22 protein-coding genes and 1 tRNA gene are annotated in these 23,856 nt (G+C 50.6%); 6 read left to right on the forward strand and 17 right to left on the reverse strand.

All coding sequences use genetic code 11. The features are described from left to right. Positions 1-139: 139 nt before the first annotated feature. From WES_RS04020 to trmB, 3 genes are all read right to left on the reverse strand, one after another. The gene (locus WES_RS04020; RefSeq protein ID WP_000984799.1) at positions 140-859 is read right to left on the reverse strand and encodes a YggN family protein; all 720 of its coding nucleotides are present in this window, start codon (positions 857-859) and stop codon (positions 140-142) included. Positions 860-1,041: 182 nt separating this feature from the next. Then, on the reverse strand, positions 1,042-1,368 hold the full coding sequence (locus tag WES_RS04015) for a YggL family protein (RefSeq protein WP_001107564.1): 327 nt from the start codon (positions 1,366-1,368) through the stop codon (positions 1,042-1,044). Then, positions 1,368-2,087 (reverse strand): tRNA (guanosine(46)-N7)-methyltransferase TrmB, encoded by a 720-nt coding sequence (gene trmB, locus WES_RS04010; protein WP_000786919.1) that lies wholly within the window; start codon positions 2,085-2,087, stop codon positions 1,368-1,370. The genes WES_RS04015 and trmB overlap by 1 nt, the downstream gene beginning before the upstream one ends. A 160-nt stretch (positions 2,088-2,247) precedes the next feature. Here trmB and mutY point away from each other — a divergent pair, with 160 nt between their 5' ends. The 4 genes from mutY (at position 2,248) to nupG (ending at position 6,206) form a co-directional block, all read left to right on the forward strand. Continuing rightward, complete coding sequence (gene mutY, locus WES_RS04005) at positions 2,248-3,300, forward strand: A/G-specific adenine glycosylase (RefSeq protein ID WP_024195151.1); 1,053 nt, start codon at positions 2,248-2,250, stop codon at positions 3,298-3,300. A 27-nt stretch (positions 3,301-3,327) separates the two neighbouring features. Beyond that, entirely contained in the window at positions 3,328-3,603 is a 276-nt protein-coding gene (locus WES_RS04000; RefSeq protein ID WP_000091700.1) for an oxidative damage protection protein, read from the forward strand. A 64-nt stretch (positions 3,604-3,667) separates the two neighbouring features. After that, on the forward strand, positions 3,668-4,747 hold the full coding sequence (gene mltC / locus WES_RS03995) for a membrane-bound lytic murein transglycosylase MltC (RefSeq protein ID WP_010352541.1): 1,080 nt from the start codon (positions 3,668-3,670) through the stop codon (positions 4,745-4,747). A 202-nt stretch (positions 4,748-4,949) separates the two neighbouring features. Continuing rightward, complete coding sequence (nupG, locus tag WES_RS03990) at positions 4,950-6,206, forward strand: nucleoside permease NupG (RefSeq protein ID WP_001049785.1); 1,257 nt, start codon at positions 4,950-4,952, stop codon at positions 6,204-6,206. Positions 6,207-6,254: 48 nt separating this feature from the next. On the opposite strand, the gene speC is transcribed toward nupG, so the two are convergent. Further along, positions 6,255-8,390, reverse strand: a complete 2,136-nt coding sequence (speC, locus tag WES_RS03985; RefSeq protein WP_016159708.1) for an ornithine decarboxylase — start codon at positions 8,388-8,390, stop codon at positions 6,255-6,257. A gap of 162 nt (positions 8,391-8,552) precedes the next feature. Continuing rightward, the gene (locus WES_RS24425) at positions 8,553-8,636 is read right to left on the reverse strand and encodes a hypothetical protein (protein ID WP_222688077.1); all 84 of its coding nucleotides are present in this window, start codon (positions 8,634-8,636) and stop codon (positions 8,553-8,555) included. A 152-nt stretch (positions 8,637-8,788) separates the two neighbouring features. Between WES_RS24425 and WES_RS03980 the strand changes: the two genes are divergently transcribed. Further along, positions 8,789-9,496, forward strand: coding sequence for a DUF554 domain-containing protein (locus tag WES_RS03980; RefSeq protein WP_000234526.1), 708 nt, complete (start codon positions 8,789-8,791; stop codon positions 9,494-9,496). 105 nt (positions 9,497-9,601) lie between these two features. Continuing rightward, positions 9,602-9,677, forward strand: a tRNA-Phe gene (locus WES_RS03975). 76 nt (positions 9,678-9,753) lie between these two features. On the opposite strand, the gene WES_RS03970 is transcribed toward WES_RS03975, so the two are convergent. The 12 genes from WES_RS03970 to WES_RS03920 form a co-directional block, all read right to left on the reverse strand. After that, positions 9,754-11,157, reverse strand: coding sequence for a VasL domain-containing protein (locus WES_RS03970; RefSeq protein ID WP_016158934.1), 1,404 nt, complete (start codon positions 11,155-11,157; stop codon positions 9,754-9,756). Between the two features lie 89 nt (positions 11,158-11,246). Further along, a complete protein-coding gene (gene tssE / locus WES_RS03965; protein WP_016158933.1) occupies positions 11,247-11,699 on the reverse strand; it encodes a type VI secretion system baseplate subunit TssE in 453 nt (150 codons plus the stop codon). Then, positions 11,692-12,228, reverse strand: coding sequence for a type VI secretion system lipoprotein TssJ (gene tssJ, locus WES_RS03960; protein WP_016158932.1), 537 nt, complete (start codon positions 12,226-12,228; stop codon positions 11,692-11,694). The genes tssE and tssJ overlap by 8 nt, the downstream gene beginning before the upstream one ends. Beyond that, on the reverse strand, positions 12,209-13,312 hold the full coding sequence (tssG, locus tag WES_RS03955; RefSeq protein WP_032147927.1) for a type VI secretion system baseplate subunit TssG: 1,104 nt from the start codon (positions 13,310-13,312) through the stop codon (positions 12,209-12,211). Before tssG ends, tssJ begins: the two co-directional genes overlap by 20 nt. After that, entirely contained in the window at positions 13,267-15,030 is a 1,764-nt protein-coding gene (gene tssF, locus WES_RS03950) for a type VI secretion system baseplate subunit TssF (protein WP_016158930.1), read from the reverse strand. The genes tssG and tssF overlap by 46 nt, the downstream gene beginning before the upstream one ends. 92 nt (positions 15,031-15,122) lie before the next feature. Beyond that, positions 15,123-15,338 (reverse strand): hypothetical protein, encoded by a 216-nt coding sequence (locus WES_RS23100; protein ID WP_016158929.1) that lies wholly within the window; start codon positions 15,336-15,338, stop codon positions 15,123-15,125. A gap of 276 nt (positions 15,339-15,614) precedes the next feature. After that, positions 15,615-17,210: a type VI secretion system protein TssA gene (tssA, locus tag WES_RS03945; RefSeq protein ID WP_016158928.1), complete on the reverse strand. Its 1,596-nt coding sequence runs from the start codon at positions 17,208-17,210 to the stop codon at positions 15,615-15,617. Beyond that, positions 17,210-20,623: an ImcF-related family protein gene (locus WES_RS03940; protein ID WP_016158927.1), complete on the reverse strand. Its 3,414-nt coding sequence runs from the start codon at positions 20,621-20,623 to the stop codon at positions 17,210-17,212. Before WES_RS03940 ends, tssA begins: the two co-directional genes overlap by 1 nt. After that, positions 20,610-21,752, reverse strand: a complete 1,143-nt coding sequence (locus WES_RS03935) for a hypothetical protein (protein ID WP_262353846.1) — start codon at positions 21,750-21,752, stop codon at positions 20,610-20,612. Before WES_RS03935 ends, WES_RS03940 begins: the two co-directional genes overlap by 14 nt. A 30-nt stretch (positions 21,753-21,782) precedes the next feature. Continuing rightward, positions 21,783-22,052 (reverse strand): PAAR domain-containing protein, encoded by a 270-nt coding sequence (locus tag WES_RS03930; protein WP_016158925.1) that lies wholly within the window; start codon positions 22,050-22,052, stop codon positions 21,783-21,785. Between the two features lie 286 nt (positions 22,053-22,338). Beyond that, positions 22,339-23,118 carry a hypothetical protein gene (locus WES_RS03925; RefSeq protein WP_016235253.1) on the reverse strand — a complete coding sequence of 260 codons (780 nt, stop codon included), beginning with the start codon at positions 23,116-23,118 and terminating at the stop codon, positions 22,339-22,341. Positions 23,119-23,220: 102 nt separating this feature from the next. Next, a partial coding sequence (locus tag WES_RS03920; protein ID WP_016235254.1) for a hypothetical protein occupies positions 23,221-23,856 on the reverse strand: 636 nt, incomplete at its 5' end.

Raw genomic sequence — 23,856 nt, forward strand, 5'->3', positions numbered from 1 at the left:
CCTTAGCTTTGTATGGGAAATTTGACGTTAAACAATTTACAACGTGAATGAATTTTGGAGATCTATAAAGTTAGAGGCAGGTAACAAAACGAAGAATTAAACGGCATAAAAAAGTATTATGCCGTCTTAGAATAGAGGATTATTTCAAATTCCCGACCAGGGCTTTGCGGCTGTCTTCCAGTGTCACGACACGGCTACAGACATCTTTGCCAAACTGCTGGAAATCTTTTTCCTGCTTTTTCCACTCGGTTTGGATTGAGGATTGCAGCCCCCCCAGGCTTCCCAGCACATTCTGTAATGGGTTACCGCCGCTTTTCAGCACCGCTTTCGCGCCCATTTCATTAATGCTGTCCTGCAAAATACCGCCCATTGCCTGATTCACTAACTGCTGGCCTTCGGCGCGAACCTGATCGATAGCTTTATAGTGGAACGTCAGGCCATCGCTGCGCGTTTCGATAATGCGGTTCATCTGTTCTTTCAGCTGCGCATCCAGTTTGGTCAGACGGCTGCGCATTTTGCTGCTTTCGCCCATCTCCTGAACGATAATTTTATCCAGCGCGACGCGAGCTTTCTCGACGCGACTTTTCGCGCCTTCATCAATCCACGGTAACGTACTGCGCAATTCTGCCTGATAATCCTTCGCCTGCTCGCGTTGGGCAGCGTTCAGAGAATATTGTTTGCCGTTGTACATCACGTTGCCGTCTGGCGTGATCACCAGATTGCCGTTTTCGCCCTTCACCTGCACGGTTTGCGGGCTGACAATCACATCGTCACGCGGCGTGACGCTGCACTGGTAGTCGGCGTGAGCGGTCATTGCCGTCACTGAAAGTGCTGCCGCCAGCAGCATTTTGCGCATCATAATCTTCCCTCAAGAACAAATCAGGCCAGCATTTGCTGGCCCAGATTGATAACAAAGTGCGCGCTGTCCATGCCGGATGCGGCGTAAACGCCTTATCCGGCCTACTCGATCGTACATCTTTGTAGACCTGATAAGCGTAGCGCATCAGGCAGTTTTGCATTTGTCATCGCCCGTATGTTTTCTTAGTCCCACCAAACGTCGAAAAGTTCGCTGGTGCGTACCTCATCCAGTTTGCGCTCTTCCAGCCACTTACGCACAATCGCCTGATGTTCTTCGGTGCATTTGCCGATTTCCTGCATACAGATCAGACCTTCCCAGGCCAGATAGCCGCTGCCGTCAAAGGCCAGTTTGTTCGGTTCGATAACCTCGTTAATAAAGTCATCAACGGTTTTATCAATTTGTTCTTCCGATGTACCTTCCGGGAATCGCCATGCCACCGAAAATCCTAATTCCTGGAATTCGTCGATGTGCATTTTTTTACGCAGACGACGGCTACGGTTCTTTGCCATTATTTCACCCTCTCGAACATTAAGTCCCATACTCCGTGACCAAGACGATGACCACGTTGTTCAAATTTCGTCACCGGACGTGATGCCGGACGCGGTACGTAATCGTTGCTCTCTGACAGGTTTTTATAACCGTCAATGGAAGACATCACTTCAAGCATATGTTCCGCATAAGGTTCCCAGTCGGTCGCCATATGGAATACGCCCCCCAGTTTCAGTTTGCTTTTTACCAGCTCAGCAAACGGCACCTGAACGATACGGCGTTTATTATGGCGCGCTTTGTGCCACGGGTCAGGGAAAAAGAGCTGAACCATGCTCAATGAATTGTCAGGAATCATTTTATGCAGCACTTCGACTGCGTCATGGCACATCACACGCAGGTTATCTAACCCTTCTTCATGCGCAGAAGCCAGACAAGCGCCAACGCCCGGCGAATGCACTTCAATGCCGAGGAAGTCCTGCTCCGGGCGCTCTTTAGCCATTGCTACCAGCGAAGCGCCCATACCGAAACCAATCTCAAGCGTTACTGGCGCTTCACGGCCAAAAAGCGCAGGGAAATCCAGCATATCTTCGCTGAATTCAACGCCCATCACCGGCCAGTAGTTTTCCAGCGCATGTTCCTGGCCTTTGGTCAGTCGCCCCTGGCGGCGCACAAAACTACGGATACGGCGCAGTGGGCGGCCGTTTTCATCAAATTCCGGTGAGATGACGTCGTTTTTCATAAAGATTTAGTCGCTTGTGAAAGTGTTCTGAAAACGGGCATTATCCAAAGTTAGTTGCCGGATGCAAGCATGATAAGGCCGTGGCTGCGGAAAGTTCCGGTTTACACCCTGCCGTCGCTGTGCTGCAATCTTGCCCCCAACAACAATGAATTCGGTGACCATGCAAGCGTCGCAATTTTCAGCCCAGGTTCTGGACTGGTACGATAAATACGGGCGAAAAACTCTGCCCTGGCAAATTGACAAGACGCCCTACAAAGTATGGCTCTCAGAAGTGATGTTGCAACAAACTCAGGTTGCGACCGTTATCCCCTATTTTGAACGCTTTATGGCGCGTTTCCCGACGGTGACCGATCTCGCCAATGCGCCGTTGGACGAAGTTCTCCACTTGTGGACCGGGCTTGGCTATTACGCCCGCGCGCGCAATCTGCATAAAGCGGCACAGCAAGTTGCCACCTTACACGGCGGTAAATTCCCGGAAACCTTTGAGGAAGTCGCCGCGCTGCCGGGCGTCGGACGCTCCACCGCAGGCGCAATCCTCTCGCTTTCTCTGGGTAAGCACTTTCCGATTCTCGACGGTAATGTCAAACGCGTACTGGCGCGCTGCTATGCTGTAAGCGGCTGGCCAGGGAAAAAAGAGGTCGAAAATAAACTGTGGAGTTTAAGCGAGCAGGTTACGCCCGCTGTCGGCGTGGAGCGGTTTAATCAGGCGATGATGGATTTAGGCGCGATGATTTGTACGCGCTCGAAGCCGAAGTGTTCGCTCTGCCCGCTACAAAACGGTTGTATTGCTGCCGCCAATAACAGCTGGTCGCTTTATCCGGGCAAAAAACCAAAACAAACACTGCCGGAACGCACAGGTTACTTTCTGCTGTTACAGCACGAAGATGAAGTGTTGCTGGCGCAGCGTCCGCCAAGCGGATTGTGGGGTGGCTTATACTGTTTCCCGCAGTTTGCCGATGAAGAAAGTTTGCGAGAATGGCTGGCGCAACGGCAGATTGCTACTGATAACCTGACGCAACTCACCGCGTTTCGGCATACCTTCAGCCATTTCCATTTAGATATTGTGCCTATGTGGCTTCCCGTGTCGTCATTCACCGGTTGCATGGATGAAGGCAATGCGCTCTGGTATAACTTAGCGCAACCGCCGTCAGTTGGTCTGGCGGCTCCCGTGGAGCGTTTGTTACAGCAGTTACGCACTGGCGCGCCGGTTTAGCGCGTGAGTCGATAAAGAGGATGATTTATGAGCAGAACGATTTTTTGTACTTTCCTGCAGCGTGAAGCAGAAGGTCAGGATTTTCAGCTATACCCCGGCGAACTGGGAAAACGCATCTACAACGAGATTTCCAAAGAAGCCTGGGCGCAGTGGCAGCACAAACAAACCATGCTGATTAATGAAAAGAAACTCAACATGATGAATGCCGAGCACCGCAAGCTGCTGGAACAGGAGATGGTCAACTTCCTGTTCGAGGGTAAAGAAGTGCATATCGAGGGCTATACGCCGGAAGATAAAAAATAAAAACAGAGCCGGAGTACGCCTCCGGCAACTTGCATAAAAACAAACACAACACGCACCCGGAATGATGAAAAAATATCTCGCGCTGGCTTTGATTGCGCCGTTGCTCATCTCCTGTTCGACGACCAAAAAAGGCGATACCTATAATGAAGCCTGGGTCAAAGATACCAACGGCTTTGATATTCTGATGGGGCAGTTTGCCCACAATATTGAGAACATCTGGGGCTTCAAAGAGGTGGTGATCGCCGGTCCTAAGGACTACGTGAAATACACCGATCAATATCAAACCCGCAGCCACATCAACTTTGACGACGGTACGATCACTATCGAAACCATCGCCGGGACAGAGCCTGCTGCGCACTTGCGCCGGGCAATAATCAAAACGTTATTGATGGGGGATGATCCAGGTTCGGTCGATCTCTATTCCGACGTTGATGATATTACGATTTCGAAAGAACCTTTCCTTTACGGTCAGGTGGTGGATAACACCGGGCAGCCGATTCGCTGGGAAGGCCGTGCGAGCAACTTCGCGGATTATCTGCTGAAAAACCGTCTGAAAAGCCGCAGCAACGGGCTACGTATCATCTACAGCGTCACCATTAATATGGTGCCGAATCACCTTGATAAACGTGCGCATAAGTATCTCGGCATGGTCCGCCAGGCGTCACGGAAATATGGCGTCGATGAGTCGCTGATTCTGGCGATTATGCAGACCGAATCCTCCTTCAACCCATATGCGGTCAGCCGTTCCGACGCGCTGGGATTAATGCAGGTGGTACAACACACCGCCGGGAAAGATGTATTCCGCTCGCAGGGGAAATCCGGCACGCCGAGCCGAAGTTTCTTGTTTGATCCTGCCAGCAATATTGATACCGGCACTGCGTATCTGGCAATGCTGAACAATGTTTATCTTGGCGGCATTGATAACCCAACGTCGCGGCGTTATGCCGTCATCACCGCCTATAACGGCGGCGCAGGCAGCGTATTACGCGTCTTCTCAAATGATAAAATTAAGGCTGCCAACATCATTAATACTATGACGCCGGGCGATGTTTATCAGACACTGACCACACGTCATCCGTCTGCGGAATCTCGCCGCTATCTCTATAAAGTGAACATGGCACAGAAATCTTATCGCCGCCGATAATTGCACCTATCGCCCCTTGACGATGTCGTGGGGCAAAAGTGTTATCTACATCACAATTATGTTTTGCAAAACGATATTATTTGCAATTATTTGCCACGGGTAACAAAAAAACAGTCAGTGAAGTTGATAGAATCGCATCATCTTGCACGGTCAAATGTGCTTTTTGAAACACTCATCCGCATCATGATGTGAGGAAATTAACATGAATCTTAAGCTGCAGCTGAAAATTCTCTCTTTTCTGCAGTTCTGCCTGTGGGGTAGTTGGCTGACGACCCTCGGCTCATATATGTTTGTTACCCTGAAGTTCGACGGTGCCTCTATCGGCGCAGTTTATAGTTCATTGGGTATCGCCGCTGTCTTTATGCCTGCGTTGCTGGGGATTGTGGCCGACAAATGGTTAAGTGCAAAATGGGTTTACGCCATTTGTCATACTATTGGTGCGATCACTCTCTTCATGGCGGCGAAAGTCACCACGCCGGAGGCGATGTTCCTTGTGATATTGATTAACTCGTTTGCTTATATGCCAACGCTTGGGTTAATCAACACAATCTCCTACTATCGCCTGCAAAATGCCGGGCTGGATATTGTGACGGATTTCCCGCCAATCCGTATCTGGGGCACCATCGGCTTTATTATGGCGATGTGGGTGGTGAGCCTGTCTGGCTTCGAATTAAGCCACATGCAGCTGTATATTGGCGCAGCTCTCTCCGCCGTTCTGGTGCTGTTTACCTTTACGCTGCCGCATATTCCGGTTGCTAAACAGCAAGCGAATCAGAGCTGGACGACTTTGCTGGGGCTTGATGCGTTCGCGTTGTTTAAAAACAAGCGTATGGCGATTTTCTTCATCTTCTCGATGTTGCTGGGTGCGGAACTGCAGATTACCAACATGTTCGGTAATACCTTCCTGCACAGCTTCGACAAAGACCCGATGTTTGCCAGCAGCTTCATCGTGCAACATGCGTCAATCATCATGTCGATTTCGCAGATCTCTGAAACCCTGTTCATTCTGACCATCCCGTTCTTCTTAAGCCGCTACGGTATTAAGAACGTAATGATGATCAGTATTGTGGCGTGGATCCTGCGTTTTGCGCTGTTTGCTTATGGCGACCCGACTCCGTTCGGTACTGTACTGCTGGTGCTGTCAATGATTGTCTACGGTTGCGCATTCGACTTCTTCAACATCTCTGGTTCGGTGTTTGTTGAAAAAGAAGTTAGCCCGGCAATTCGCGCCAGTGCGCAGGGGATGTTCCTGATGATGACCAACGGCTTCGGCTGTATCCTCGGCGGTATTGTGAGCGGTAAAGTGGTTGAGATGTACACCCAAAACGGCATTACCGACTGGCAGACCGTATGGCTGATTTTCGCAGGTTACTCCGTGGTTCTGGCCTTCGCATTCATGGCGATGTTTAAATACAAACACGTTCGTGTCCCTGCGGGCACACAGACTGTTAGCCACTAATTACGCAAAGAGAAACGGGTCGCCAGAAGGTGACCCGTTTTTTTATTCTCACTTCAATACATAACCGTACAACCGTTTCATGCCGTCCGCATCAGTTTCGCTATAGACACCTTGTAGCTCCGGCGAAAACCCCGGCAGCAAATTCACGCCTTCTTCCAGTGCGAGGAAATAACGCTGTACCGCGCCTCCCCAGACTTCCCCCGGCACTACGCAAAGTACCCCCGGCGGATACGGCAGCGCCCCTTCAGCCGCAATTCGCCCTTCGGCATCACGTATCCGCACCAACTCTACTTCGCCGCGAATATAAGCGCTATGCGCATCCTGTGGATTCATCACCACTGACGGGAAGCTCTGCTGGCGGAACATCGCTTTTTGCAGGTCTTTGACGTCGAAGCTGACATACAAATCGTGCATCTCCTGACACAACTGGCGCAAAGTGTAGTCGCGGTAGCGCACCGGATATTTGTTATAAACACTCGGCAGCACCTCAGCCAGCGGCGAATCATCCTCAATATGCTGTTCAAACTGCGCCAGCATCGACACCAGTTGTGCCAGCTTCTCGTGACTTTCCGCCGGTGTTAATAAGAACAAAATGGAGTTGAGATCGCACTTTTCCGGTACGATGCCGTTCTCACGCAGATAATGCGCCAGAATCGTCGCCGGTACGCCAAAATCGCTATATTCACCGGTTTCGGCATCGATACCTGGCGTGGTCAGTAACAGCTTGCACGGATCAACAAAATACTGCTCTGCGGCATATCCCTCAAAGCCGTGCCACTTTGCTCCTGGTTCAAAGCTGAAGAAACGGCGGTCACTGGCCAACGCTGACGTCGGATAATCCTGCCACAATTTGCCATCGACAACGGGTGGGATAAACGGACGGAACAGCTTACAGCGTGCAAGAATCGCCTTGCGCGCTTCAATTCCCGTCTCAACGCACTCAGCCCACAGCCGACGACCACTCTCCCCTTCATGGATTTTGGCATTGACGTCCAGCGCGGCAAATAGCGGATAGAACGGGCTGGTGGAAGCATGGAGCATAAAGGCATTATTCAACCGCTTATGCGGGCAAAAACGCGCCTGCCCGCGAATATGGTTATCTTTTTTATGGATCTGCGACGTCTGCGAGAATCCCGCCTGCTGTTTATGCACCGACTGGGTAACAAAGATCCCCGGATCGTTTTCGTTAAGTTCCAACAGCAGCGGCGAGCTATCCGCCATCATCGGGATAAACTGTTCATAACCGACCCATGCGGAATCAAACAGAATGTAATCGCACAGATGCCCAATGGTATCGATCACCTGACGGGCGTTATAGACAGTGCCGTCATAGGTTCCTAACTGAATGATCGCCAGGCGAAACGGGCGCGATTGCTCAGCTTTTTCTGGCGCAACGTCGCGAATTTGCTCGCGCAAATAATCTTCATTAAAACAGCGCGCATCAATACCGCCGATAAAACCGAACGGGTTACGCGCGGCCTCCAGATACACCGGCGTCGCACCGGCCTGAATCAACGCGCCGTGATGGTTCGACTTATGATTATTGCGGTCAAACAGCACCAGATCGCCACGTGTTAGCAACGCATTGGTCACGACCTTATTCGCTGCTGAAGTACCGTTAAGAACAAAATAGGTTTTATCGGCATGAAAAACTTTGGCTGCGAATTTCTGCGCATCTTTCGCCGAGCCTTCATGGATAAGCAGATCGCCCAGTTTCACATCGGCATTACACATATCGGCGCGAAAGACGTTCTCACCGAAGAAATCGTAAAAATGGCGTCCGGCTGGATGCTTCTTAAAGAACGCGCCATGTTGATGCCCAGGACAAGCAAAGGTGCTGTTGCCCATCTCAACGTACTGCGTCAACGTGTCATAAAACGGTGGCAGCAAATTCTCTTCATACTGACAAGCAGCAGACTCCAGCTCCAGCCACTGCTGCTCGTTACCGTTGATAATCGCCGTAATGCCCGCAGGCACTTCAACAGCATCTTCAGAATACAAAAACACCGGTAGATGAAACCCGGTTCGCTTAAGTAACGCAAGAATGCCACTACGACTATCCGCAGCGGTAATGACGACTGCCGCGACGTCCGTAAAATCAGTATCTTCCAGCGCCACCACGCGACGATGGGTAGAAAGTCGGGAAACCAGTTCATAACTGGCGGCAATACTCATTGATTTCATAAGCGCAAGACCCGTTTCGGGGAGGTAAGAATATCGGACAAGATGAAAAACCTTGCCCCATGAGATGTGGGTCAAACTGGTCACCAGCTCCGACCGCCAGACATCAGTAAAAGCAGAAACGCTCTGATTTTACTGTTGTCCTGCAGTAAGCGTGCGTTAACTTCACCGCATGAGCAGTAACATGGAAAGGGAAGATTTTCGCGCAAAACGGCGAGAAGCGAGAGAATGTAAGGAGATGGCATGCATCAGGCAAACTCCGTACAGAGAGGAGAAAATTCGCGCAATAATGGCACCTTTCGCTAAAGCGTGCAAGCCAGGACTTTGCGGCCAGACAAGCCATAAACAGGGCAAAAAGTTCATAATAAAAAAATCAAACAATACAGTTAACAGGAACTCTCGTGGTCATCGGCCCTTTTATCAACGCTAGTGCAGTATTACTGGGTGGCGTTCTCGGCGCACTGCTTAGCCAACGTTTACCGGAACGTATCCGCGTCTCAATGACATCGATTTTTGGTCTGGCATCGCTGGGGATTGGTATTTTACTGGTGGTGAAATGCGCCAACCTTCCGGCGATGGTTTTAGCAACCTTACTCGGTGCATTAATCGGCGAAATTTGTCTGCTGGAAAAAGGCGTCAATACCGCGGTCACCAAAGCACAAAATCTGTTTCGCCACTCACGTAAGAAGCCAGCGCATGAATCTTTTATTCAGAATTATGTCGCGATTATTGTCTTGTTTTGCGCCAGCGGCACCGGGATCTTCGGGGCGATGAACGAAGGGATGACCGGCGATCCGAGTATTTTAATCGCCAAGTCATTTCTCGATTTCTTTACGGCGATGATCTTCGCCTGCTCGCTGGGTATTGCGGTGTCGGTAATTAGTATCCCATTACTGATCATCCAGTTAACGCTGGCGTGGGCTGCCGCGCTGATATTACCGCTGACCACACCGTCGATGATGGCAGACTTCAGCGCCGTAGGCGGTTTATTGCTGCTGGCAACCGGATTACGCATCTGTGGCATTAAAATGTTCCCGGTGGTCAACATGCTTCCAGCACTCCTTCTGGCAATGCCGCTTTCCGCCGCCTGGACCGCCTGGTTTGCCTGACAATGCGTGCAATAGCGGCAAAGTGATGATAGATTGTGCAGTCTGCAGTAATTTGAAGAAATTTGATTGACGAGACGAGGCGAATCAGGTTTAATGCGCCCCGTTGCCCGGATAGCTCAGTCGGTAGAGCAGGGGATTGAAAATCCCCGTGTCCTTGGTTCGATTCCGAGTCCGGGCACCACTATTCATAAGGCCTCGCTGAAAAGCGGGGCTTTTTCTTTTTCTGGCTACGATAAATTTCTGGTCGTTGTTACAGATCATTCATAACCATTCACACCTTTTAGCTTCGAAGCATTCTGTTTAATGTCGGCATACCTGGCGATAAGTTGTTTCAGGCGCATCTCTGCCTGAGCCCCTGCGGCAGGAGGGAGTGGCTGCCCTACCGGCGATTGCGCCAGTATCCGCAGTTGTTCTTCAGCCGGTATGGATTGGTTAAATAGCTGCATAGCGGAATACACCACTGATTTCAGTTCACTGACCGTCATATATTTCCCCTTATGCTCATCCAGCCCGTTCAGTCGTTCACTCAGTTTCTGTAGCGTCATCATTCCCTGATGCCAGCCATTCAGGTTTCCTGTCGGCAATGCGGCAACATTAAGTTGTTGCTGCCACTGTTGCATCAGAGGTTTTGCCCGCTCCGGCCAAATCGCCCGGGCTTGTTCGACAAGCTGCCGTTCTCGGGTAATGAGCCAGTCCGGTGGTAGCTTGTCCAGAAGTGCAAGCTGCTGCTGTGTTTGCGTTATTAAAGTTTGTGGCAAGGGAGATTGCTGCCGCAATATATCCAGTTGTTCAGGCGTGAGTATTGCGGGTAATGGAGTTAAAGAGGCAGTAAGCTGGGCTTGTAATGGATCTGACCGGTGAAAATATTGCCAGCCCCATACCATTGCTGCACTTATCATCAGCATGGAACACATCCCAGCAACAAAAGATTTCCACCTTTTTACTGGCGCGGGTATTGCCGGAAGCACCTCTACGTTCGGTTGTGTAACATACACCCATTTCACCGTACCGCCTGGCCTTCGGGGATCTTCAAACAGACTTTCAGCATGGGAACCTATTGATATATCGGATCTATTTATTACTGTGGCAGGCGACACGATACCAGACTGAATTGTCGTCCCTGTGCTGGTTGTACCATCGCTGCTTTCCAGGCTGACAGCGTTGTTGTGTATCAGGGCACGCAAAGTATCCAGTTGGCTGAGATGCCTAAGCTCCAGACGCTGTAATACTTCCCCCAGACGGGTAAGCAGTTGTTCTGCCCGATACAATTGACCAAGATCGCTGTATATCAGCGGCAGCGAGCGTATACGTTGCTGCAAACGCTGACTCAGATTACTCAGGATCTCCATTCGAACGTGAACAGGCTGCGGCCAGAGCACACCCCACTCATGACTTATCAGAGCCTCCAGTATTGCCAGACCTTCATTAAGACCGAATAATCCAGCCAGTTGCGTACGAGCCAGCGTATACCAGGCTGCCGTCTGCAGCTCTACACCATTTTGATCAAACAGTGAGAGACAAAGTTTCTCGACATAATGCCAGTTCACATCCGGACGCGCCGGATGTGTAAGCTTATTCAGTTCATCGCGCAGGGCGGCATAATCCGGTAGCGTGCGCGGGTCACCGCCGGTTTTGATTTTACGTGGGGTTATGTCATTCATGACCTGTTGTCCATCTGACGTGCTTGCGGTTATAGAAGACTATCGTTTCTGCGGCATATTCAGAGCGTTGCCGAATTAAGGAAGAAACATTACATACGAGTTGTCGTGTCGAGATACTGTTGTTGCTTCAAATGCCTCAACAGAACCCGACCTTCGGGTACAAATTCGGTGCTATAACGTACCAGGCCAATACCTTTAAGTTCAGCATCAATGGCATAGCACAGCTCACCGGGAACCTCTTGTTCCAGCAGAACAACGGTTATTTTTTGCAGGCGTGGCTCATATTTGAGCAGTACAGCAGATAATGCCCCCATAAGTTCATGCGCCATACCCGGCATCCCCTGAAGGATTTTGGTCATATCCGGCAGACCGTAGTCAGGTAAATGCGCCAGCGTACCGGCACGACAGTTAAGAATGCGCTGCATATTGTCCAGCACTGAGAGGATCGTCTGGTTCTGCTCGCTAACCTGATGCAGATCCAGCCCTCCGGTAAAATTCCCAAACAGGATCTCATACAATGACGGATGGGGAGTGTCATTCATCTTTCAGCGCCTTCAGAGTCAGTTGGTTGCTTCCTGCTTCAATGATTCGGGCTTTATCCGGGTCAAGATCGTCACGGCTTAACACCACCCGCCAGGTGTTACTCACCTGATCCGGCGACATAAACATGCCCGCCACCGCCACATACTGCGCACTTTCCTCCATCGGCATATCAACCATCACTGCCCCACCCGGCTGCAGGCGGATATCTTTCTCCGCCACCAGGTCAGCCTTAACAGCCTGACTGTCAGACTTAAACAGCGAAGGATAATCCGTGCTATCGAAGGTTTTGCGATCCTTGAGCTGGTAAATGCGCACCACTATAGACAGCGCCACTTCACTGGCATTGAGGTTCAGCGCCTCGCGTGCCCGAATATCCAGATGCAGGGTTTTCACCTGTTTATAAAAAATCGCTTTTGTCACGGCGACAGTGCCGTCCGTAATGCTCTGGGTCAGGCCACACCCAGCCAGCATCAGTGTGATGCCCGTAGTCAGCGCAACCAGGGGAAATTTACCAGCGATAATCGCCATCTTCATCGGTCTCCCTGCGGTGAATATTTTCCTGTACCCGCTCATAGCGGCCAAGATTGATGGTTATTGTTTTGCTGTATGTAGCTGTGTCCGCCACACTCAGTGGACGCATTACGGCTGTACGCCCTAATTGCACTGCACCGACTTTAGGCTTGCTGTTCATTGTGGCATCCGGTAGCAGGCTACGGTCGACACACAACTGCAGGCGGACATCAAGGCGTGAGCCAAGATAGACATGCAGCAGAGCCATTAAATCTGTATGAAGCTCACTACCGGGTAACCAGCCCTGCACTTCAGCCGGGTCCGTCGTGGTAAGGCGCATCAACACCCGGCTGTTAACGTCGGTGGCATAGTTGCCCATCACTGGGCGATTTATCAGAGTGGAGGGATTACTCACGCTCATGGTCAGCGTTTTTTTCAGTGGCACCCAGTGTTTGTCGTGATGCCAGATTTTCGCCTGTGTATTGGGTGCCAACAAACGCACCAGAGAGGCCATACCTTCCGCAGTACGCCCCGGCAGCAACATGACTGGCAGTAGCGCCAGAAAGCGTGAGGCGGGAGCGGCGATACTGTCGGTGCAACCGTCAATCCCAAGCCCAGCCAACCCCAGCAGATACTGCGAGATTTTGTCCTTACCACCTTCTTCAAACGTGGCCGGGTACGAGTATTTACGCCAGATGCGGTAGTATTGGGCAATCAGCCGATGGTTGAAGATATCGAGGAAATCGCTGGTGGCTTCGTACCCTTCGCGGCGCTGGGTGATGTCATCGATATAGTGCGTCGGCAATGGAGATTCCACGCCGTAGAGCCCCATAAATGTAATGCGTACCGTTGGGGGTAAGTGCGGATACTCAGGTAATTCCACGCCTTTGATTTCAGAGGCCGGAAACCCCATCCCCGGATGCGGGCGAAAGCGCACCGGTTCATGCCGTACCTGCCAGGTACTACCGGTGACCGGTTGATCCGGTTGGCTTTGCTCCAGCAACTGGCAGAAGCGGTAAAAATTCATATACGGCAGCCGGTCACCCCACTGTGCGATTAACCGGGCAGGCGCGGGCTGTGGTTCTCTTTCCACCGGATGCATTTTCCTTCTGGCTGGATAATGAGGGTAAGCTGGTTAAATTGGTTCATATCGGCATAGAGCGCAAAGAAACGGTTAAGCATCTCACCAAACAAATGAATGTCGCCCTCGCCCGTAAACCCGTTGTTGTCGAGCGTCACTTCAATATCCAGCCCTCGTAACAGGAAGCCCTGTTCGAACCGCTGCAGACGATGATGAGCCACATGCTGAATCGCCTCCAGACGCCGGATGTTCAGTTCATCGTCTTGCCAGTTGTACAGCGCAAGCGTTCCACGCAGCACTTCTGCGGTACTCATCATGTTGAGGAACCCGGCTCCCAGGTGGCTCAGTACTCGCCAGTGGAAACGGTCTTCAGCAGGCGGGTAAACCGGCAGCGTTGGCTTGCAAAGGTTGCGCACTGAAAGCTGCGTATCCACGACCTGCTCACAGCGGTCAAGCAGTGTACTCTGCAGCGCCCGGCGCGGCAGTTGACCGTTCGTACCGGTGATTTGCAGCGACACAACTTCACGCTCGACAAGTCGATCATCTTCCCACTGATGCCCCCCAAGAATTAACCAGGTGTCATACAGTCCGCTCACGCTGCGCTTAACGCGCGTATGGTAATAGCGCGGAGGTGCATGGCGACGCATCATCCCCCCTTTATGGCGGAAGCTGCTGAACGGAACATACTCTGCGTCATTGGTTCGGTTTGAACCGGTAACCGAATCCACAGCATAAATCTCGGTATGCCCGTCCTGCAGCCGTTTAGGACGCAGCAGATATTCACTTTCAAGTCCGGTGATGATGAGCGGATCAGCCTCCAGGGTGAATAGGTTAATCACCGGTACGCAGTGGAGGCGAATGGCATCATCGGTGACTGGCAGATCAGGCGGCCACGGTGTACTGAGCACCACTTCAATGTCGAAATACTCCGCCCCGGCAGGAGGTGTGATCCCCTCCAGGCCGTTGAGATGGACGAACATAAACTTGTCCCGGAAGGTAAAGTATTCCAGTAGCAACTGATAGCCGCTGAAAGCACTATCGCCTTTCGGCCACAGGCGGTCTTCTTCGGCAAACCCGCCCGGCGAGAAATACCCGTCAAGACGGATGCGCTCAGTCTGACCGGGCAGGCGCATATACAACGCCGCCTGGCGTTTCGTTAGCATCAGATGCAACTGGCTACTGACTGGAGCATCAGCCCCAAGATACAGGCTCAGGCAACTAAGATCAGCATTCGACCAGTCCGCCTGACTGCTACAGGCAAAGCGTATCCGTAGCAGCGAGCGACCGTCAGATTCGGTGGTCATAGTGATGCCCGAAACACTGAGGGGATTGAGCATCACATCCTGCGTGGTACGGTAACGACAAACGGTGTTCTTCGGTCCTATTGGTCGGGAATACACTTCAAGCCCTGCAGGCACCACTTCCGCCATTTTCATGGCGTGTAGCGCCGGGGTAAGTGCCACTACTGAAAGTGAAGGAATAGTGCGCAGATAGTGTGGCCAGAGCATACTGACCAGCCCTTCGGTAAGCTCCGGCAGGTCGTCGTCAATTTTTTCACGCAGCCGCCCCATCGAAAATGCAAAGCCTTCAAACAGGCGTTCGACATACGGGTCTGGTGTACCGGCTTTATCCATGTCCAACATCGCGGCACGATCCGGATGGGTTTGGGCGAACTCTTTCGCCGCCTCACGAAGGTAGCGCATTTCCGCATCGAAATAGCGTAGTGTTAGATCTTTCATAAAAGAATTACTCAAAATATAGAAAAGAATGTTCTTTTTCCTAAAAAGGGAAAACTATCTCACTACGTCGAGGGAAGTGAGAGAAATGGGTTTTACCTTCTCATTTGAAATTTCAAATCCGGCAGATATTTTTCTGAACATAATTCCCCCATTACCTTGAAGTCAGATAAAAATATATATTTCCGCCGACTACCTGGCATATTCATGGGATAAATAGCGATATCTGACAATCGATAACCTTCAGTATTGAGAGCACAAAAACAGACAATTCCATCAGATGAACTAACCTTAACCTCCTCTTCTGGCATGATTCCATCTCCAGAACCAGGACACCCCGTAAGGATGAATAAACAGATATCAATAAAAGATGTATAAGCCAGAAATTTTTATTCGCCCTGTAAATTAAAGGGAAGACAACTGCCGCAATGAACTCATATTTTGTTATATGGGGTGATTGACATAAATATTGCACTGGCCAGTGAAATTTTCACCCAAAATTAACATCCCTAATGTTTCTTATTTTTTATGAGCCATTCCTGTTCATCCTCCTGATAAATAAATTTTTATCCAGTTAATAACATTCTCTAACCACACAACACTGCGGCCCGCGCCGGATCGAGCTGAATCAGCCCGCCGAGCAATTTTTCCATGGCTGGCCCGAGCCGAACCTTGTCTGCCTCACTGCGACCGGCTTTAAGCCGCAGGAGTTTCAGATGGCGCGCCTGAACTTCAAACAACAATTCAGGCTCCCAGTCGCTAAGAACCACTTCTCTGGCACGCTCACCCAGCTCGGCAAACAGGTGCGCCGCCAGATCATTTTTACCGTACTGTTCAGCAATGCGCCCCATCAGCAGGCGCAACAGCCACTTCTGGCGAACTGTCGTTATGCCGGGCTGGGTCTGTAGCCATCCCAATGCAGCATCCGGGCCTTCATTATCAGCCAGTGCCACAGCTTCAGGCTCCAACGCAAGAATGTCATCGTTACTGGCTATTAGCGGGGCAGATGATGTGTCATTGCTCCATCCGCTCGTCGTATCCAGCACACTCTGTTGGAGCCAGTTCAGCGTTACTTCATCGGCAAACGGCGTTCCGTCACTGAACGCCAGCGTCTCCAGCCCGGATAGCCGCTTCAGCAGCCCTTTCAGGTCAGCGGCGATGATGGCAGCCAGAGTGTCTTTACCGGACTTCGTCAGTGCCTGATGGATATACCACTGCAGATCCAGCCATAAATGATTGGCACCTCGGGAAAAAGTGCTGTCTGCCGTTTCCAGCATTTCCGCCCAGTTTTGTTGCAGGTAAAGGCGCTTGAGCAGTGCTCGCTGGTCAGCCCTGGGAGGCTCGATACGTGTGCGTCCCTGCGCATCCGGAGCCGGAATAGCCCGCAGGGTGTCGTGACGCAGACTTTTCATCAGATGGTGCGCTGACAACCAACCGTCAGGTTGTTCTCGCAGGTATTCACTGAGTGTGCGTGCCTGCGCCAGCAAATCCTGACCAGAAGTGATCCGCCCGATAGCCGGAGCATCGCTGTGGCTCGCCGTGGACGGTATCTCAGTGGCGCTGGCATTCTGTGGTACAACCGCATCCACACCACCCGCTTTCTGCAGGCGGTTTTCCAGTGCGCCGTACAGCGCATTCAGTTCAGGACGGGTTTCATCCGATTCGTTTTCGGTTAGCTGAGCTATCAGAAGCAGCGCGCCGGTGGTACGCAACGCATCTTCCCTGACCACTTCCGGATACAGTGAAAGGGAATCAGTCATACGTGAACCAGCCAGCCACTCCAGTGCTGCCTTACGGCTGCGGTCACGCTGCGGATGCAGCTGCGTGCCGAAGCGGTCTATCAGACCGGCCAGCAGCTCAAGACCTTCTGCCAGCCCCTGCTCGCCTTCACGATGCAGCCTGGCCCAGCAGTAATACGTCGCCACACGGATATCTTTGGCGGTGGTGGTGAGCAACTTCTCCGCCACTCGGCAAATGAGTTCGGTATCTGCCCCGGAGAGTTTATTGACCTCCTCGCGCATTTGCTGGAAGTCATCGTCATACCCCGGGTCTTCCCCTACAGATGATGTCCCTGATAACGGCAGCAACCAGTTGTTCCACTGCGCCACGCGCTCACCGGTAGCGCCAAGCAGTATCGCCTGCTCTGTCTGGCAAGCTCTAAGTAAAGTATCCAGCGTACTCATCAGTAAACCGCCTCTGCATTACTGGTCGCGCTGGCAAGCTGGTTTGACGCTGCCACTCTGACCGTGTTGAAGATGGTTCCCGGCAGACGGAAATTACGCAGTTTCAACAGTGCCAGCGGCCCCTCTCCCACCTCGGAACGCAAGGTATAATTGAGCAGGCGTCCATCCTGAGCTTTCCAGCTCAGTGTGTAGCTACTGCCGACGCCTGGATAAGCACTGATCTCAGCCTTATCAAGCAGGCGTATCCAGCCCCACGTTCCGGGAATATCCGCATACTGACGGGTGCCAGCCTGGGTACTTATCCAGCTCAGGCTCACGCCAGGCGCTTCTGTGTCCGCAGGCCAGGTGAAGCTCCTCCACGCCGGCATCTGATTCACATAGGTCAGTTTTTGGCTGTCGATAATCATGTCGGTTTGCATCACGCCATCAGAAGTGCCTGGGCGCAGTTCGAACTTCATCCCGGCATTACCTTCGGTAAAGGCGACATCCGAGATATAGCTCAATGTGTTGATAGCGTTGAGAAACGCCGGGTTAAAGGTCAGCCCTTGCGAATTGATACTGTCCGGCACCCAGTTATTCCCATTCTTGTGCAGTACGCCTTTCAGGCGTGTCTGCAAAAACTGCGAAATACGACCGGAATCGACATTGAGGTATTTGGCAAGCAGCGGCAAAGATACATCGCTGCTGGCGTTGTTGAACGGATAACGCCCGCCAAAGGCGGAGTTCCACTCGGCAACCACCGCTTGCTGCCACTGGGCATTAAGACTGTCCGCCGCAGGGGTCAGAACCAACTGCCAGGCCTGCTCCATCGGATTTACAAACACCGCGCGCCCAAAGCCACTCCACTCCTGGCCAAGCCCGGCGGCAATCAGGCTGCCGTAGTCACGAGTTTCAGTTAGATCTACAGCTTTGCCCTGGAATACCGTCTGAGCAATCGTTTGGGTCATCGCCTGCGGATCGGCGGCATTAGTCACCTGTTGCAGGCGCAGGCGCACCTGCGTCACACGAGTCAGGTACGACTGCAGACTCTGCTCCTGTGCCCCCGTGCGGTTCTTGTCCATCAACTCCAGCACCGGGCCGAATGTTGCATCCAGCGGTCCATGTACACCTACGCTCTGGTCAATAGCATCCTTGTTGGCATCGCCCAGCAGATTTTTGGCTGATTTCACCAATGAATCTGAAATTGCTTCACCAGTCTGCCCGGTGCGCCCCTGCACGTTCAGGGTGTTCATCAACGCCACCAGAGGTGACTGACGCACGTCAGCCATCAGGGTCAACTGGTCAATGGAGTCCGACAGCGTAGCGGCCTGGTTCCAGCTCAGGCTATTAAGGAACTCCAGCCAGGCTCCGCCAAAGTCTGCGAAATAGCGATCCGTCAGGCGATTTTTCAGCGCCTCAGGGAAGGTCCCGTCCGATTTATTCGCCTGACGCTTACTGTCCGTGAGTACCCAATCGAGCTCGTCCCGCCGCGACTTCACTACTTTCTCGATGGCAGGCTGCACCGCCTGCTCCCATGCCTGACGGGTGAACATCCCCGGCACAATTTCGGTAGTACTGAACAGGCGGGCAGCATCGGTATCACCAGTCATATCCTCCAAGCGCATATCGACATACAAGTGCGCCACCTGCGAAAGCATCTTCTGATAGAGGCTCGACTCACTGTTACGTACCCCCATCAACCGAACCAACAGCGAGCGAGCCTGGCTGACCATGCTTTCATCAGCATGGATCTTCCACTCAGGATGCGTGATCAACTGCGCAGCATAGAACGACAACAATGATGGAGCCATTCCTTGCCAGACACCGTCTTTCACACCGTGACGTTTCGGCCAGTTGTTCAGCAAAGCAGATCTGAACCAGGCGGCGTCCATATGCTCAGGACGCGCCAGCATCAGGTAGAGTTTGAGCTGTTCCCAGGTGCTTTTTGCCCTTTGCTCCCTCAGCGGGCTACCTGGCGGCAGCGCATTAAAGGCACTGACCTGCTTTTGTAGGTGATCTGCAGCCGCATCCCGCAGCAGCGGCAGTGCACTTTCCTGATAACGAGGCCAGAGTGTCGTCAGCAACGCATTGTTCTGACTTAATCCCGCCTTTTCATACCAGGGCACACCATGTTCAGAGCGATACTGCAGACGAGCCAACGTTTTTTGCAGCTCAAACAGTGCGTACAAGCGTTGCTCCAGTGGCTGGTTTTGTCGGGAAGCCATCGCTGCCTGGGTATTTGCAGTATTAATCTGACCACGATTAGCCCTCCAGGAGACGCCCATCCAGCCCCCCCACCCCACCATCACCAGGGCAATAACAGACGCTATAACCTTCTGCCATGGAATGCCCGGCCTGACGGGACGCAGTGCGGCAGGAAGCATCCGAACAGATTCAGGCAGAGCATCCCAGCATTTGTCCATTCCCCATTGATGCGGCACGGCACGTTCACCGCTGGCAGAGGGTTGACTGAACACCAGCCCAGCCAGAGGCAGCGGACGGTATGGATTAAGCATCGCCGACAGCGGTGCGGTCACGCTCTCCGGTTTACGGATAAGCTGGTCGGCAAGCCTCAGCAAAAAGTTATGTTTCACCTCACCGCAGGTCTGTTGTAGCCCCTGTAAAGTCAGTTCCGGCGTCAGGATAGCCAATTGTTTAGCTAACCCTTCGGTACAACACCCGGCGGGCAGTTGGCAGCCAGCAGCCTGCACAACACGTCCTTCAGGCTTACCCGCTCGCGGATGCAATGACCAGATATACAGGGGAATCTTCCAGCCCAGCGCCTCCATGCGGCTGCTTATGGCATGAGAAAGAGAGTCCATTGCGCTTTCAGAAGGCACGGGCAACGGCTGTTCCAGACCAGGAACAGACAACTGGTCGAAAGCCGAGGTGACCCACACCAGACCATCCACCGGGCGGCGGCGCAGTTTGCGTAGAGCAGTCAACCAGATATTGTCGGCTGGCGTATTGAGATCACCGCCCCACAAAAGCAGAGTGCCACGATCTTCTTGCCAGAATTGAGCGGTCAGTTTAGGGGTCAGCAGCTCAACATCTGAGGGTGTACCGGTTATCAACAGGATGCGGGTTTTACGTCCCCAGCGACGACCGTAGAGATTACGCATGGCGAGACGGATGGTGTCGACGGTGACGTTGTGGGGTGGCGTCCTGGCAACTCTCTGTTCATCAAAAGGCAACACATTATTCTTCTGTTCCTGCCAGCGGTGATATTTTTCTCGCATAAATCGGAACACAAACGGCGTGTAACGAATAATCAGCAGGGCAAGCCACACAGATACAAATGCCATCGCCTCTTTCAGGCGTGTATCGAGACCATACTGAGGGCCGAAATGCAGTATCAAACTCAGTATGGCAAGAGAAATTAGGGCAACGATGCCAACAAGCCCTCCTCTGCTCCATAAACTAGCCGACATCATTATTATTGCTCCCTGAAGTAACTGTACTGACAAAATGATCAGTTCCAGAAGTAAACAGACCTAAAACGGATGTCTGGCTAACAGATGTAATATCGGAGAGTAATGCGGCCAAAAACCATGCACTACCTGCCCCCGGAATACCGTTATATTTTTCCAGTACATCAATATCCTGGGGCGCCCACGATGTTTGATGTAATTGAGAAGCCATCATTAATTCAGCAAACCAGTCATTCCAGTGCCCATAGTCGCAATAAACTTTTGATGTCTGAGATGCGATCGTTTGTGTTTCCAGAAACAATCCCACATCAGCTTTGAAATGAGCCATATCCAGCAGCATCGGTCGCAAAATGCGGGCAGAATGAGGAAATTGATATTTTTCAGCTACATCATCGCTGGTAAGAAGCACACTCGCCAGTGCATCGGAATATTGTTCAGCCCCATGCTTCTGCAATATGAGGAGCAAATCGATATCCATAGCTGGGCTCTTAAGGCGTTCTTCAATCCAGGAAAAAGAAAGGGTTTCGCAAAAGGAAATAGAACCAGAGATAGCGCGCTCTGGATATATGCTTTCCCAGATTTTTCGAAATTGGGAATCGGAATCGGAATCGGAATCGGCAGAAATTTCATCACTTACAACAGTAATATTAAGTAGCACTGTATCTGGCAGCATCGCGATTGCGTTCTGCACACTGGCAAGCCCCAGCTCTAATAAAGAACCAGACATTACGGATTGAGCGTCAAAATGGCTGGTCAGTGAAAAAAGGTACGGCACATCTGAGGCCTCTGATTTCGAGATGGCCCTGGCGGTTACACCTGAAGGTAACAGAATGCTGCTACCAAGCACCGCCAGATAACGCCCCGCCCAGGATTCCCACTGATGTTGCCCATATTCAGCTTCCTTCTGCAAAAACTGGTGCTCATCAAATGTTCTGCCCCAAAGCCAGCCCCGCAAGCAAAAAAGGAAAAACCAGCAAAGCACTGGGCTTGATGCCAGCCACCAAATGTTTAATCCAGACAATGGTTTAACCATGCCTGACGCATGAAGAATAAACAGCAACACACCCACAACCACGGTAGTACCACCTGCTAAAAGCCACCCCATGAAAGAGGGTTCAGAAGGTAACTCCATCGTTGTTGCTTTCGACCTTTCCCAGCCCATTTATTGTCCTACCGTACTATTCTTAGCACTCGAAATAACCTTACAACCGCACAGGCATTTGCAACCATCGACGACAACAGCACGACCGTTAAAGGTACGGTGTGGCGATCCTTCCACGATGGGATTCGTTCCATGCCCTATAATCGGACAGCTAACAAAATCACCAACTAAAGCAACCTTTTTTCCATCAACAGTAATATTGGAGGAGGCCGAATTAACTTTGCCACCATGCGTTGTTTTATCTCCAAGTAATACCAGACCGTTAGCCACAATGAATTTATCCTGTTAAGGTTTAAAGAATTCTGTCACTAATAAAGAGTTAAAAACGAAATTGAACTATTTTGTATCTACTGATAGAAATAATGTCTTGTTAACAGTTCTACTTATGGTGCAGCCTACCGATGAAAACAATACTAAGGAAAGCAGAATAATTTTTGATTGGTTATGTATTTTTAATCCCTTCTTCTCCGTATTAAGTCAATCGTAAAAGTATGTTACAGGCCTGCACTTACAATAATTAACCTGCCTCATACATTTAACAAAAAACCTGTCATTTTTATTTTTTAACTTTCATTTTATCAACCTTATCAAAATCAGGAAAAAGCGATCTTTCTGGTGCATAACTTCCATCCGGATAAATTATCCGGGAGTACACTCCATCAACTTTTCTTTCCGGTTCTATATATCTAACAACTTTCACTTCATCAACTTCAGGGTGAAAATAAATACTGTTAAAATTAGATACTCTGTAAGAAAGAAAACTCTCTTTTCCTAACAGAGAAAGCGATTTTGTCTTCTCTGTTATTTTTCTTTCTCGAATATATGGGTAATATTTAGGCGAAATATGTAAGTCACCCGTAGAGAAGGTAAATTGGCCATTACGCGAAGCATCATTATCAAATGCCAGCATTACCCCTACCGCCGTGCCGGGCACAAGATCCTTACCAAGGTGAGTGGCATCAATATATTCAATGCCAAGTGTTACGGCGCTAAGCGTCCATTTGCATGAGCCACCGCCTGTCATAGCGACTTTCCCTTTCCAGATGTCCCCACTCTCCTGCTGCATGGGGATCCCGATAACATTGTAGCTGGGCTCGGTGATAACAGAACCATCAAATCCACTGATTCTTTTTTTCATACATTCATACGAGATGTATCTGACCTCAAGCGGGAAAGGTTTCGTATACTGAGATGGATTTTTTACTTCAACATTGACCCATTTTGTATCTGGCGGTGGAGATAAAGTCTTGTTAACAGTTCTATTTATGCTGCATCCTGCTGATGAAAACAATGCTAAGGAAAGCAGAATAATTTTTGATTGGTTATGTATTTTCAATCCCTTCTTCTCCGTATTAAGTCAATCGTAAAAATATGTTGCAGACCTGCACTTATAATAATTAACCACCCTGATATATTTAACAAAAAAACTCTGTCATTTTTATTTTTTAACTTTCATTTTATCAACCTTATCAAAATCAGGAAACACAGTCCCATCGGATATAATGCTGCCATCTGGATACTCTATTTTTGAATGCGCTCCTTTAATTTTCTTTTCTATCCCGATATATTTCACAATTTTGCTTTCATCTATTACAGGTGCAAATTCAATTTGATTTACATTATAAACACTTAAGGACAGGAAGCTTTCCTTACCTAAAAGGGACAATTCTTTCTTTTTTTCGCCTAGATTCCATTCAGATATATAGGGATAATATTTTGGTGATAAATTTAAATCGCCCTCAGTTGCAGTATATTGTCCGTTTCTGGAAGCATCATTATCAAAAGCGAGCGAAATCCCTACCGCTGTTCCGGGTACAAGATCTTTGCCAAGATGTGTAGCATCTATATATTCGATACCTAAATTGACCGCACTCAACATCCATTTGCATGAGCCGCCGCCTGTCATAGCGACTTTCCCTTTCCAGATGTCCCCACTCTCCTGCTGCATAGGGATCCCAATAACGTTGTAGCTGGGTTCTGTTATAACAGAGCCATCAAATCCACTGATTCTTTTTTTCATACATTCATACGAGATGTATCTGACCTCAAGCGGGAAAGGTTTCGTATACTGAGA

Origin of the sequence: Escherichia sp. KTE31, from assembly GCF_000407925.1 — a bacterium.
In the GTDB taxonomy this organism is placed as follows: domain Bacteria; phylum Pseudomonadota; class Gammaproteobacteria; order Enterobacterales; family Enterobacteriaceae; genus Escherichia; species Escherichia ruysiae.